The sequence below is a fragment of the Microbacterium sp. NPDC057658 genome, from assembly GCF_042799975.1.
In the GTDB taxonomy this organism is placed as follows: domain Bacteria; phylum Actinomycetota; class Actinomycetes; order Actinomycetales; family Microbacteriaceae; genus Microbacterium.
This window is the reverse complement of record NZ_JBHVHT010000002.1, coordinates 377,987-389,985: the sequence shown is the minus strand read 5'-3', so window position 1 is coordinate 389,985 and position 11,999 is coordinate 377,987. Positions and strand designations below refer to the sequence as shown.

Here is an 11,999-nt window from a genome sequence, read left to right as displayed (position 1 = left end):
CCCCGCGCCGCCTCCCCCGCCACCGCTCCCGAAAGGACCCCCGATGTCCCGCCCCGCCCCCGCACCGACGCCGCCGACCCGCGCGCGCACCCGACGCCACTCCTGGCTGCGGGTGTTCCTGCCCGTCGCCCTCATCCTGGTGTGGCTGGCGGGCGCGTCCTTCGGCGGTCCGCTGTTCGGGAAGGTCGACGAGGTGTCGTCGAACGACCAGACCACCTACCTCCCGGAGTCCGCGGACGCCACGACCGTGCAGCAGCTCCTCGGCGAGTTCACCGACAGCGACGCCATCCCGGCGATCGCGGTGTTCACCTCGGAGGAGGAGCTGACGCCGTCCGAGCTCGAGGCGATCTCGGACGCGGTGGCCGACGCGCCCGACGTGGAGGGCGTCGCGGACGACGTCTCCCCGGCGCTTCCGTCCGAGGACGGCCGAGCCGTGCAGGCCTTCATCCCGATCGACGGCGACGCCGAGCTCAGCGATGCCACCACCGCTCTCGGCGACCAGCTGCGCGCCGCGGTGCCGGACGACATCACGGTCTACATCACCGGTCCTGCGGGCTTCACGGCCGACCTCGCCGCCGGCTTCGCGGGCATCGACGGCCTCCTCCTCGGCGTCGCCCTGCTCGCCGTGCTCGTGATCCTCGTCCTCGTCTACCGCTCGTTCCTGCTGCCGCTCGTCGTGCTCTCCACGAGCCTGTTCGCCCTGTGCGTCGCGCTCCTCGTCGTGTGGTGGCTGGCGAAGTGGGAGATCCTGCTGCTCAGCGGGCAGACCCAGGGCATCCTCTTCATCCTCGTGATCGGCGCCGCCACCGACTACGCGCTGCTGTTCGTCGCGCGGTTCCGGGAGGAGCTGCGGGTCGCGCAGGACAAGGGCGTCGCGCTCCTCGCCGCGTGGAAGGGGTCGGTCGAGCCGATCGTCGCGTCCGGGGGCACCGTGATCGCGGGGCTCCTGTGCCTGCTGCTCAGCGACCTGAAGTCGAACAGCACCCTCGGCCCGGTCGCGGCGATCGGCATCGTGTTCGCGATGCTGTCCGCGCTCACGCTCCTGCCCTCGCTGCTGCTGCTGTTCGGGCGCGCGGTCTTCTGGCCGCGGCGTCCCCGCTTCGAGCCCGAGGTCGTGGCCGAGGAGCACGGCATGCGCACCACCGGGCTGTGGGCGCGACTGTCCGGCCTCATCAAGAAGCGTCCCCGCGTGATCTGGATCGCGACCACGCTCGTCCTCCTCGCCGGCGCGGCAGGGGTCACCCAGCTGGACGCTCAGGGGGTGCCGCAGTCCGACCTCGTCCTCGGGGCCTCGGAGGCGCGCGACGGTCAGGTCGCGCTCGGCGAGCACTTCCCCGGCGGCTCGGGGAGCCCGGTCTCCGTGATCGTGGCCGAGGACCGCCTGCAGGACGCCGCCGACGTGCTCCTCGCGAGCGACGGGATCGACGGGGTGACCGTCACCGCAGCCGATTCCCCGAGCGGGTCCGCTCCGGTGACGGCGGACGGGATCACGGCCGTCGGCCCTCCGGGGACCCCCGCTCCGGAGCCCACGACGGTCGACGGTCAGGTGCTCCTGCAGGGGACCCTGACGGACGCTGCCGACTCCGCCGCCGCGGCCTCCACCGTGCGCGAGCTGCGGGGAGAGCTCGACGACCTCGGAGCCGTGGTGGGCGGGGTGACGGCCACCTCGATCGACACGAACGACGCGTCCATCCACGACCGCAACCTCATCATCCCGGTGATCCTCGTCGTGATCATGATCATCCTCATGCTGCTGCTGCGCTCGATCCTCGCGCCGGTGCTGCTGATCCTGACGACGGTGCTGTCCTTCGGCACCGCCATGGGCGTCTCGGCGCTCGTGTTCAACGGCGTCTTCCACTTCCCCGGCGCCGACCCCGCCGTCCCGCTCTACGGCTTCGTCTTCCTCGTCGCCCTGGGCATCGACTACAACATCTTCCTCATGACGCGGGTGCGGGAGGAGTCGAAGCAGCACGGGACGAGGGAGGGCATCCTCCGCGGGCTCTCCATCACCGGCGGCGTCATCACCTCCGCGGGCCTCGTCCTGGCGGCGACCTTCGCGGCGCTGTCGGTGATCCCGATCCTCTTCCTCGTGCAGCTCGCGTTCATCGTCGCGTTCGGAGTGCTGCTTGACACTTTCGTGGTGCGCTCGCTGCTCGTCCCGGCCCTGGCCTACGACATCGGCAAGGCCATCTGGTGGCCGTCGAAGCTGTGGCGGCGCGGCCGGCCCTGACGCGTGCGGAAGCGGGAGTGCCCTCGACAGGATTCGAACCTGCGACCTGCCCTTTAGGAGAGGGCTGCTCTATCCTGCTGAGCTACGAGGGCGCGCAGCCCAGTCTACGGGACCAGGGCTGCGCGCCCTCGCGCCGTCCGTCAGGCGGCGAGGGCGAGGTAGGGCTCCCAGCGAGGATCGCTGCGCTCCACCCCGCGCACCGTCCACGCCGTGCCGTGCGGGGGGCGCGGCGTGAACCGCAGCTGCCACCGCATCTCCTGCGGGGTGCGGTTGCTCTTGAGGTTGTTGCAGCGCAGGCAGCACGCGACGAGGTTCTCCCAGGAGTCCGCGCCGCCACGCGAGCGCGGCAGGACGTGGTCGATCGTCGCGGCCGCCTTGCCGCAGTATCCGCAGCGATGACCATCGCGTCGCAGCACGCCGCGGCGGGTCACCGGGACGCGCCGGCTCGTGGGGACGCGCACGTAGCGGGAGAGGATGATCACCGCCGGGCGGTCGTAGACGCCGTGGGTGCCCCAGACGGGGTCGTCCTCGACGCGCTCGATGACCGTCGCCTTGTCGTTCATGACCAGGACGAGGGCTCTCTTGAAGGACACGATCGCCAGCGGCTCGTATCCGGCATTCAGGACCAGTGTGCGCATTCGTCATCCTCTCGATCCGCCGGGACGGCTTCCCGGCACTCTCGACTCACACGACGTCGTGCAGGAGGAAGAGTGTTCGCAGGGACGAGAAAAGGCGCCGTCTAAAGACGGCGCCTTTCGCGCGCGGCAGGACCGCGGCATTCCTGCGGGCAATGCCGAAGGACGTGACGACCGAGAGCGTCCATGGTTCGGATGCTCGGTGTACGCTCCATCAGCCTCTCCCGCCTGTATGACGACGGGTTCAGGCTAACCCATCCCGCGGGGGCCGCGGCGAAACGGGAGGTGAATGACCGAGAACGTGTCCTGCTCAGCCGGCGTTGACGGAGAGCCAGGACATCGGCTCGACGAGGCCGCCGTTGATCCAGACCTCGAAGTGGAGGTGGTTCGCGGTCGAGCGTCCGGTGCTGCCCACGTAGCCGATCAGCTGACCGGCAGCGACCGTCTGGCCGGCCTGCACCTGGCGCGACCCGTACAGCATGTGTCCGTACGTGGTCTGCACGCGCTGACCGCCCACGACGCTGTCGAGCATGACCGCGACGCCGTAGCCGCCGATGCTCTCGGCGGAGGCGCGCACGACGCCCGAGGCGGCGGCGTAGATCGGGGTGCCGGCCGGAGCGAGCATGTCGGCGCCGTTGTGACCGCCGCCCACGGTGCGGCTGACATTCCAGGAGCCGAGGGGCAGCGGATAGCGGACCTCGCCCGAGCCCGGAGCCACGAGCGCGTACCCCGCGGTGTTGAACGTGCCGGAGGAGGGCGTGGAGGCGGACGCGGCGGCGGCTGCGGCGCGGGCGGCGGCGGCAGCGGCCTCTTCGGCCTTCTTCTTCTCGATCTCCTCGGGCGTGGTGGCGCTGAAGGCACCGCGCACGAGCGGGGCGGCCGTGGCCTCCGAGGCGACGACCAGCGACTGCGCGTCGACGGCGGCGAGCTGCTGGACGGTCTGCGCGGTGGCATCCGTCGGCTTCGACGCCGCGTAGGCGGGGAGCGCGACGGCGGCGACGAGGGCGCCGACGGCACCGAAGATCGCCACCGACCGGAGAGGGGCTGCGATCTTCCGAACGCCGACCCGGGCGCCGGAGCGTCGGGCGGGTACTCGGTCTTCAGATGTCTTCGCGGTCGGTTCGATGTCTGCGGCCAAAACGTGGTCCTCCTGAGCCCTCGCACCTCGGGTGGCGCTGGCTCGTCGACACTCTCTGCCCCAGGGCAGGGATGCACTGCTCGGGTTCGAGCGCATCCCTCTCGGGAAGACGACGAGCCGGAAGGCGGATCTTCGCGGTTCGCCCCCAGCGGGCTTCTTCGCTGAGGACCTGACCGAGGTTACCGGAAGATAACGATCATGTCACCCTGGGAAACTGACAATCCTCGGTGAGCCGATCAGGCGGGCTCGCCGACGAGGAAGATGTGCGAGGCGAGCTCGACGGGGAGCTCCAGACCCTCCTCCTTGCCGTCCATCTGGATGAGCACATAGCCCTCGTTGAAGCGGAAGTCTCCGCGCGCGCCAGGGACGACGCCCGCGTCACGCAGCTGCTCCAGGAGCTCGGGGTCGACCTGGGCCGGCTCGGCGAGACGGCGGACCGTCCCCTCGACCGGCTCGCCCGCGGCGTTCAGCCGCTGCACGAGGCCGATGACGCCCTCGTCGAAGGTGCGGGCGGGAAGGTCGCCGAGCTGGTCGAGTCCGGGGATCGGGTTGCCGTACGGCGACTCGGTGGGGTGACCGAGGAGCTCGACGAGACGGCGCTCGACCTGCTCGCTCATCACGTGCTCCCAGCGACAGGCCTCCTCGTGGACGAACGCCCAGTCCAGCCCGATCACGTCGGACAGCAGGCGCTCGGCGAGGCGGTGCTTGCGCATGACGTCGACGGCCTTGCGGCGTCCGGCGTCGGTGAGCTCGAGCGTGCGGTCTTCGGACACCACGACGAGGCCGTCGCGCTCCATGCGTCCGACGGTCTGCGAGACGGTGGGACCGGAGTGGCCGAGGCGCTCCGAGATGCGCGCCCGCAGCGGCACGATGTTCTCCTCCTCGAGCTCGAGGATGGTGCGGAGATACATCTCCGTGGTGTCGATCAGATCCGTCATGTGGCCCTCCGAAAGTTCTTAGGCAAGCCTACATTCCTCCGGCGACATCGGACGGGGCGCAGGCGGGAGGAACGGTGGCGCGATCCCCCTAGAATCTAGCCATGGCGATCGAGATTCCCCGTGACCTCCTGCCCACTGACGGCCGCTTCGGCTGCGGCCCCTCGAAGGTGCGCGGTGCGCAGCTCGAGTCGCTCGTCACGACGGGTGCCTCGATCCTGGGGACCTCGCATCGCCAGGCGCCCGTGAAGAACCTCGTCGGCAGCGTCCGCGAGCAGCTCGCCGCGCTCTTCCGCCTGCCCGAGGGCTACGAGATCATCCTGGGCAACGGCGGGTCGACCGCGTTCTGGGACGCCGCCGCCTTCGGCCTCATCGAGCGCCGCAGCCAGAACCTCGTGTTCGGCGAGTTCGGAGGCAAGTTCGCCAAGGCCGCCGCCGCTCCCTGGCTCGAGGCTCCCGACGTCCGCTCCGCCGAGCCCGGGTCGCGCAGCGCCGCCGAGCTCGTCGAGGGTGTGGACGTGTACGCCTGGCCGCACAACGAGACCTCCACCGGCGTGGCCGCGCCGATCGAGCGCGTCCACGCGGAAGGGGCGCTCACGGTGATCGACGCGACGAGCGCCGCGGGCGGCATCGACCTCGACATGGCGCAGGCCGACGTCTACTACTTCGCCCCGCAGAAGAACCTCGGCTCCGACGGCGGACTCTGGTTCGCCGCGGTCTCCCCCGCCGCGATCGACCGCATCGAGCGGATCGCCGCCTCGGGGCGGTACATCCCGGAGTTCCTGAGCCTGAAGCAGGCGGTGGACAACTCCCGGCTCAACCAGACGCTCAACACCCCCGCCCTCACGACGCTGCTGCTCCTGGACGACCAGCTCCGGTGGATCCTCGACAACGGCGGACTCGGCTGGGCCGCGGCACGCACGGCCGAATCCTCGTCGGTGCTGTACGACTGGGCCGAGGCCTCCGCCGTGGCGACGCCCTTCGTCAGCGATCCGGCGCACCGCTCGCCCGTCGTCGCGACCATCGACTTCGACGACAGCGTCGACGCCGCGGCGATCGCGAAGGCGCTGCGCGCGAACGGCATCGTCGACACCGAGCCGTACCGCAAGCTCGGCCGCAACCAGCTGCGGGTGGCGACCTTCGTCTCGATCGAGCCGGACGACGTGCGTCAGCTCATCCGTGCCATCGACTTCGTGCAGGAGAACCTCGGCGGCTGACCGCCCGGCTCACTCCGCTTCGTCGCCGGCGTCCGCATCGCGGGCGTCGGCGTCGTCGTCCTCGGAGCCGTCTGCCTCGTCGTCGTCCTCGGCCTCGCCGTCCTCCTCGGACGCGTCGTCCTCGGAGTCGTCGAGCTCATCGATGTCCACTCCGTCGAGGTCGCCGGCGTGCAGGATGTCGGAGCCGTCCTCGTCGAGCTCGTCATCGTCGATGCCGTCGTCGTCGAGCTCGCCGTCGGCGTCCTCGTCGTCCGGGTCGGCCTCGTCGTCTCCGCCGGCGGCCGCGGCCGCCTCGGCCAGCTCGGCCTGGTGCGCGCGGTACTCGGCCAGGCGCTCCGCCCACGGCACCCATTCCGGAGCGAGCAGCGCGCCGTCGCCGGGGAGCAGCTCGACCTCGAGGACGGTGGGCTCCTCGTCGTCCACGCGGGCGACCGTCACGGTCCAGTACCAGCCGGGGTAGCCGGGGAGCCGGTTCTCGAAGCGGAGGGAGACGGATCCGTCCTCCTCCGGGATGAACCCGGCGGCCGGCCCGATCGTGGCGGCAGGCGTGATCTCGCGCAGAGCGGAGAGCGCGAGGTCGTGCGCCTCGACGAGACGCGCGTCGGCGTCAGGCTTCGAGGTCATCGGCGACCTTGCGCAGGACGGCCGCGATCTTGCGACCGTGGCTGGAGGAGGGGTAGCGGCCGCGGCGCAGATCGCCGCCGATGCCGTCGAGGAGCTTCACGAGATCCTCGATGATGATGGCCATGTCGTCGGCGGGCTTGCGCTTGGCCTTCGCCAGGCTGGGCGGCGCTTCGAGCACGCGCACCGACAGCGCCTGGAGGCCGCGCTTGCCGTCGGCCACGCCGAACTCCACGCGCGCACCCGCCTTCACCGCGGTGCCGGCGGGCATCGCGGAGGCGTGCAGGAAGACGTCCTGGCCGTCATCGCTGGCGATGAAGCCGAAACCCTTGTCTTCGTCGTAGAACCTGACCTTGCCGGTGGGCATGGGAGAACCTCGCTGGGATCGAAATGCAGAACGGGACGCGCTCGTGCGCGTGCCCCCAGCCTACCGGTCACGGGCGGAACGGAGCGGCTTCCCGGCGTGCGAGTAGGCTGGGGCGGATGAGTACGCAGAGCCGTGGACCGGAGGTCCCCATCCGTCGGATCGACCGCATCCTGGCGTTCACCGCGCTCGGCATCGCCGCGGCGGCGGTGATCTGCTTCTTCGTCATCATCATCGGCACGGCGCTGGGCATGGACCGGGCGGCCTTCGGCGAGGGACTGTGGCCCGTGATAGCCGCGATCCCCTACTGGGGTCTGCCGCTCGCATTCGTCATGATCATCGTGCTGCTGGTGATGAGCTTCGTGCGGAAGGGCCGCGCAGAGTCGCGTCGGTGAGGCCGCACCGATGAGCACGCACGCACGCCCGCTGGCCGATCACCTGGCTGCGGCGAGCGATGACGAGCTGACGGCGCTGCTGAGCGCACGGGGCGTCCGTCCGGATGCCGGATGGCAGGACTTCTTCGACGCCGCGGAGGCGCTGCTGGAGCCGTCCTCGATCGCCCGCGTGCTGCCCGCTCTGACCGCCGCCGAGGCCACGGCGCTTCTCGATGCCGCCTCCGGGAGCGTCGTCGGCGCCGAGCGGGAGCGCCTGATCGCCCTCGCCCTCCTCCGCCCCGACGGCACCCCGCACCCGCCGGTGGCAGAGGCGGTCGCCGGGAAGACCCGCCCCGCGGTGCCGGACGACACGGCGGCGCCGGCCTCCACGGAGTCCGTGGCCGCACACGCCGCCGAACGCGCCTTCACCACCGTCGGCGCGGTGGCCGACATCCTCCTCCTCGCCAGGGATCAGCCCTTCGCGCTGCTCATGGGCGGCGCCGTGAGCGCGGGGCAGAAACGCCAGCTCGCCGACGCCGGCCTCCCCGTCGAGAGCGTCGATCCTCTGGTGACCCTCGCCGTCCGCGCCGGGCTCGCGACGCCGAGCGATCGACTGCTGCGCACGACGGCCGCCGCGGAGGAGTGGTTGCGCTCCCCCGCGATCGCACGCTGGAGCGTGCTGGCCACGGCCTTCCGCGACGCGCTGCCCCGCGGTGTGCGCACGGAGCCGGGAGGGTGGCTCCCGCTCACGCAGTGGCACCGCGCCCACCCCTGGGACCCGGCCTGGCCGGAAGACGCGGCGCGGCAGCTCGAAGGCGCCCGGCTCCTCGGTCTCGTCGCGGAGGACGGCTCCGAACCCGCCTGGTCCGAGGCCCTGCGGCGCGGCGCGGCGGCTGACCCCTCCGCCCTCGCCGCGCTCCTGCCCGCAGAGGTGGACCGGATCTTCCTCCAGAACGACCTCACCGCGATCGCCCCCGGTCCTCTGCAGCCCGCGCTGGACGTGCGCCTGCGCACCATGGCCCGCCGGGAGTCGGCCTCCCAGGCCTCGTCGTACCGGTTCACCGCGGAGTCGGTGGCGCACGCCTTCGCCGCGGGAGAGGACGAGGCCTCGATCCTGGAGTTCCTCGGCGGCCTCTCGCTCACGGGCATCCCCCAGCCCCTCGGCTACCTCGTCGCGCAGACCGGCCAGCGCCACGGACTCGTGCGGGTCTCCGTGGACGACGAGACGGGGCGCACCCGGGTGGAGAGCACGGACGCGCACCTCCTCGAGGCCATGGCGGTCGACCAGTCGCTCCGCCCTCTCGGACTCACCGCGCACGTCGGCTCGCTGACCACCAAGGTCGGGCAGGACACGGTGTACTGGGCGCTGACGGATGCCCGGTATCCGGCGACCCTCGTCGATCGCGACGGGACCGTCGCGGTGCGCACGCGCCATCCGGCCGCCGTTCCCGACCACGCTCCCGCCCCCGACTACGGGCCGCTGATCGCCCGGCTGCGCGAGCACCAGGGCCCCGACGCGGACGCCGCGTGGCTGGACAGGGAGCTGGAGGCGGCGGTGCGCGCGAAGGCCGTGCTGCGGGTGACGGTCGGCATGCCGGACGGATCCACCAGGGATCTCCTCCTCGAAGCCACCGGGATCGGTGGTGGTCGGCTGCGCGGCAGGGACAGGGCGGCCGATGTCGAGCGCACCCTGCCGGTGTCGAGCATCCGCGCCGCGACCGTCGTCCCGACCTAGGCCCCGTGCGGCCAGGGGCCGGTAGACTGGTCAGCTATGTCTGATGGCCCCCTGATCGTCCAGAGCGACCGCACCGTGCTCCTCGAGGTCGCCCACGCCGACGCCGAGAGCGCCCGTCACGAGCTCGCGATCTTCGCCGAGCTGGAGCGCGCCCCCGAGCACATCCACACCTACCGCATCACGCGCCTGGGTCTGTGGAACGCCCGCGCGGCCGGGCACACCGCCGACGACATGCTGGAGACGCTCGACCGCTGGTCGCGCTTCCCGGTGCCGCCCTCCGTCGCGGTCGACCTGCGTGAGACGGTCAACCGGTACGGGCGCCTGGTCATCGAGCGCGACGACGAGGGCGTGCTCATCCTGCGTTCGACCGACCCCGCCGTGCTGGCCCAGGTCGCGAACAACAAGCGCATCCAGCCGCTGCTCATCGGGCACCCCACGCCGGAGACCTTCGTCGTCGACGCATGGGCCCGCGGCCAGATCAAGCAGGAGCTGCTGAAGATCGGCTGGCCGGCCGAAGACCTGGCCGGCTACACACCCGGCACGCCCCACGAGATCGAGCTGGCCGAGGACGGATGGACCATCCGCCCGTACCAGCAGGACGCGGTCGATGCCTTCTCCAAGGACGGCTCCGGCGTGGTGGTCCTCCCCTGCGGGGCGGGAAAGACCATCGTCGGCGCGGGGGCCATGGCCGCCACGAAGACCACGACGCTCATCCTCGTGACGAACACCGTGTCCGCACGGCAGTGGCGGGACGAGCTGCTCAAGCGCACCAGCCTCACGCCCGAGGAGATCGGCGAGTACTCCGGGCAGGCCAAGGAGGTCAAGCCCGTCACGATCGCGACGTACCAGATCCTCACGGCGAAGCGGAAGGGCGAGTACGCGCACCTCGCGCTCCTCGACGCCCTGGACTGGGGCCTCATCGTGTACGACGAGGTGCACCTGCTGCCCGCCCCGGTGTTCAAGCTCACCGCCGACCTGCAGGCGCGGCGCCGGATCGGCCTCACCGCGACCCTGGTCCGCGAGGACGGCCGCGAGGGCGACGTGTTCAGTCTCATCGGCCCCAAGCGCTTCGATGCCCCCTGGAAGCAGATCGAGGCGCAGGGGTTCATCTCCCCCGCCGCCTGCTTCGAGGTGCGGGTCGACCTCCCCCCGGCGGACCGCCTGGAGTACGCGGCGGCGACCGACGACGAGCGCTACCGGCTCGCGGCCTCCGCACCGGCGAAGATCGATGCGGTGCGCGAGCTGATCGCGGCCCACCAGGGCGAGCAGATCCTGGTCATCGGTCAGTACCTCGACCAGCTCGACGCGCTCTCGCAGGCGCTCGACGCCCCGCAGATCACCGGATCCACCCCGGTCGAGGAGCGCGAGGAGCTGTACCGGGCGTTCCGGGAGGGCGACATCTCGCTGCTCGTGGTGTCGAAGGTCGCGAACTTCTCCATCGACCTCCCCGAGGCGTCGGTCGCCATCCAGGTGTCCGGCTCGTTCGGCTCCCGGCAGGAGGAGGCCCAGCGGCTCGGGCGACTCCTCCGCCCCAAGCAGTCCGGCCACACGGCGAGCTTCTACACGCTCGTGGCCCGCGACACGATCGACCAGGACTACGCGCAGAACCGGCAGCGGTTCCTCGCGGAGCAGGGGTACAGCTACACGATCATGGACGCCGAGGCGATCGCCGCCTGAACAGGATCGCGGCGCTCAGCCGTGCATCCTCCCCGGGAGAAGATGCGTCCCGCGGGCGACGGCGGCGGGCGACGCGGTCCGGGTGATCCCTCTCCGGCGCGCCCAGCGGTCTGCGACGACGGCGAAGACGAGCATCGCCGCGGCCGAGCCGAGGAGATCCACCGGCGACCCCGAGGTGGCGTTCGCATCGACCACGGCGACGGAGCCGAGCAGGAAGATCATCAGGTTGTTCACGATGTGCAGCGCGATCGCCGCCTCCAGCCCGCCCGTCCGCCACGTGAGCCAGGCGGCGACGACTGCGAAGAGGCCGACGCTCGCCGCACCCCACACGTCGTAGCCGTGCCCCAGCACGAACAGCGGCACCGGCAGCAGGATCGCGAAGGCGGGGTGCCGGAGCCAGGTCCCGACGAGCTGCATGAGATAGCCGCGGAAGACGTACTCCTCCGCGGCGGCCTGGAACGGGATCAGCACGAGCAGGAGCACCACCATGAGCAGGAGCCCGGGGTGGGAGAAGTCCGGTGTCACCGCATCGCCGAGGGCCGCCGACCAGCCGAGCACCACGGCGAAGTAGACGACGAACACCGCGGACGCCAGCCCGAGGGTCCGACCGAGCCAGTCCATCCGCAGCCGCCCGGTGACCGACGACAGGAGCCCGACGCCTCGCCCTTGAACGACCCGCGAGGCGAGGAGCAGGGCGGGGATCATGAGGATGAGCGGGAGCACGAGCGCCACGAGGAGCCACGGACGGTCCAGCTGGAAGTACGCGGTGGTCCGGAACAGCATCTGCAGCTCGGCGCCCCACCCGGGCACCAGGGCCGACACGACCACGAGCGGCACGACGACGAGCACGAGGATCGCGAGGTAGAACGCGATGCCGAGGAGGCCGGTGAGCAGCGGCTTCCACCACCGGGGGCGCGGGCGGAGGAGCGCCAGACGGTGGTACTCGAGCCCGCGCTCGGACACCTCCGGGGACGGCGCGGACGGGGTGACGGGGGCGGCGGTGGCGTCCTCGATCGAACTCATGCCTCGATCCTCCCCCGGGCCGCCTGTGCGGCACATCCACCCGCCGACGG

11 protein-coding genes and 1 tRNA gene are annotated in these 11,999 nt (G+C 71.5%); 5 read left to right on the top strand and 7 right to left on the bottom strand.

Annotation, left to right across the window (positions count from 1 at the left end):
* Window positions 1-43 precede the first annotated feature (43 nt).
* On the top strand, window positions 44-2,230 hold the full coding sequence (locus ACFU8V_RS15345; RefSeq protein WP_378872501.1) for an MMPL family transporter: 2,187 nt from the start codon (window positions 44-46) through the stop codon (window positions 2,228-2,230).
* Window positions 2,231-2,248: 18 nt separating this feature from the next.
* On the opposite strand, the gene ACFU8V_RS15340 is transcribed toward ACFU8V_RS15345, so the two are convergent.
* The 4 genes from ACFU8V_RS15340 to ACFU8V_RS15325 form a co-directional block, all read right to left on the bottom strand.
* A tRNA-Arg gene (locus ACFU8V_RS15340) sits at window positions 2,249-2,322 on the bottom strand.
* Between the two features lie 48 nt (window positions 2,323-2,370).
* Entirely contained in the window at window positions 2,371-2,868 is a 498-nt protein-coding gene (locus ACFU8V_RS15335) for an HNH endonuclease (protein WP_025105538.1), read from the bottom strand.
* Between the two features lie 307 nt (window positions 2,869-3,175).
* Complete coding sequence (locus ACFU8V_RS15330) at window positions 3,176-3,895, bottom strand: M23 family metallopeptidase (RefSeq protein WP_231729484.1); 720 nt, start codon at window positions 3,893-3,895, stop codon at window positions 3,176-3,178.
* A 344-nt stretch (window positions 3,896-4,239) separates the two neighbouring features.
* On the bottom strand, window positions 4,240-4,941 hold the full coding sequence (locus ACFU8V_RS15325; RefSeq protein WP_025105536.1) for a metal-dependent transcriptional regulator: 702 nt from the start codon (window positions 4,939-4,941) through the stop codon (window positions 4,240-4,242).
* A gap of 101 nt (window positions 4,942-5,042) precedes the next feature.
* Here ACFU8V_RS15325 and serC point away from each other — a divergent pair, with 101 nt between their 5' ends.
* The gene (gene serC, locus ACFU8V_RS15320; protein WP_025105535.1) at window positions 5,043-6,155 is read left to right on the top strand and encodes a phosphoserine transaminase; all 1,113 of its coding nucleotides are present in this window, start codon (window positions 5,043-5,045) and stop codon (window positions 6,153-6,155) included.
* Window positions 6,156-6,164: 9 nt separating this feature from the next.
* Here the strand turns inward: serC and ACFU8V_RS15315 are convergent, their stop codons facing one another.
* On the bottom strand, window positions 6,165-6,779 hold the full coding sequence (locus ACFU8V_RS15315; protein WP_378872496.1) for a DUF3027 domain-containing protein: 615 nt from the start codon (window positions 6,777-6,779) through the stop codon (window positions 6,165-6,167).
* Window positions 6,763-7,143, bottom strand: coding sequence for a cold-shock protein (locus ACFU8V_RS15310; RefSeq protein WP_025105533.1), 381 nt, complete (start codon window positions 7,141-7,143; stop codon window positions 6,763-6,765). The genes ACFU8V_RS15315 and ACFU8V_RS15310 overlap by 17 nt, the downstream gene beginning before the upstream one ends.
* Window positions 7,144-7,259: 116 nt before the next feature.
* Between ACFU8V_RS15310 and ACFU8V_RS15305 the strand changes: the two genes are divergently transcribed.
* From ACFU8V_RS15305 to ACFU8V_RS15295, 3 genes are read left to right on the top strand one after another with little or no spacing between them, the layout of a single operon-like run.
* Entirely contained in the window at window positions 7,260-7,535 is a 276-nt protein-coding gene (locus tag ACFU8V_RS15305) for a hypothetical protein (protein WP_025105532.1), read from the top strand.
* A 10-nt stretch (window positions 7,536-7,545) separates the two neighbouring features.
* Window positions 7,546-9,249: a helicase-associated domain-containing protein gene (locus ACFU8V_RS15300; protein WP_378872491.1), complete on the top strand. Its 1,704-nt coding sequence runs from the start codon at window positions 7,546-7,548 to the stop codon at window positions 9,247-9,249.
* 36 nt (window positions 9,250-9,285) lie between these two features.
* Complete coding sequence (locus tag ACFU8V_RS15295; protein WP_025105530.1) at window positions 9,286-10,926, top strand: DNA repair helicase XPB; 1,641 nt, start codon at window positions 9,286-9,288, stop codon at window positions 10,924-10,926.
* A 15-nt stretch (window positions 10,927-10,941) separates the two neighbouring features.
* On the opposite strand, the gene ACFU8V_RS15290 is transcribed toward ACFU8V_RS15295, so the two are convergent.
* Window positions 10,942-11,949: a CPBP family intramembrane glutamic endopeptidase gene (locus tag ACFU8V_RS15290; RefSeq protein ID WP_172400106.1), complete on the bottom strand. Its 1,008-nt coding sequence runs from the start codon at window positions 11,947-11,949 to the stop codon at window positions 10,942-10,944.
* Window positions 11,950-11,999 lie beyond the last annotated feature (50 nt).

What these genes read in the sequence shown, in the direction of transcription:
- ACFU8V_RS15345 (WP_378872501.1), top strand. Translation starts at nt 44, where the DNA reads ATGTCCCGCCCCGCCCCCGCACCGACGCCGCCGACCCGCGCGCGCACC.
- ACFU8V_RS15295 (WP_025105530.1), top strand. Translation starts at nt 9,286, where the DNA reads ATGTCTGATGGCCCCCTGATCGTCCAGAGCGACCGCACCGTGCTCCTC.
- ACFU8V_RS15325 (WP_025105536.1), bottom strand. Translation starts at nt 4,941, where the DNA reads ATGACGGATCTGATCGACACCACGGAGATGTATCTCCGCACCATCCTC.
- serC (WP_025105535.1), top strand. Translation starts at nt 5,043, where the DNA reads ATGGCGATCGAGATTCCCCGTGACCTCCTGCCCACTGACGGCCGCTTC.
- ACFU8V_RS15310 (WP_025105533.1), bottom strand. Translation starts at nt 7,143, where the DNA reads ATGCCCACCGGCAAGGTCAGGTTCTACGACGAAGACAAGGGTTTCGGC.
- ACFU8V_RS15315 (WP_378872496.1), bottom strand. Translation starts at nt 6,779, where the DNA reads ATGACCTCGAAGCCTGACGCCGACGCGCGTCTCGTCGAGGCGCACGAC.
- ACFU8V_RS15335 (WP_025105538.1), bottom strand. Translation starts at nt 2,868, where the DNA reads ATGCGCACACTGGTCCTGAATGCCGGATACGAGCCGCTGGCGATCGTG.
- ACFU8V_RS15300 (WP_378872491.1), top strand. Translation starts at nt 7,546, where the DNA reads ATGAGCACGCACGCACGCCCGCTGGCCGATCACCTGGCTGCGGCGAGC.
- ACFU8V_RS15290 (WP_172400106.1), bottom strand. Translation starts at nt 11,949, where the DNA reads ATGAGTTCGATCGAGGACGCCACCGCCGCCCCCGTCACCCCGTCCGCG.
- ACFU8V_RS15305 (WP_025105532.1), top strand. Translation starts at nt 7,260, where the DNA reads ATGAGTACGCAGAGCCGTGGACCGGAGGTCCCCATCCGTCGGATCGAC.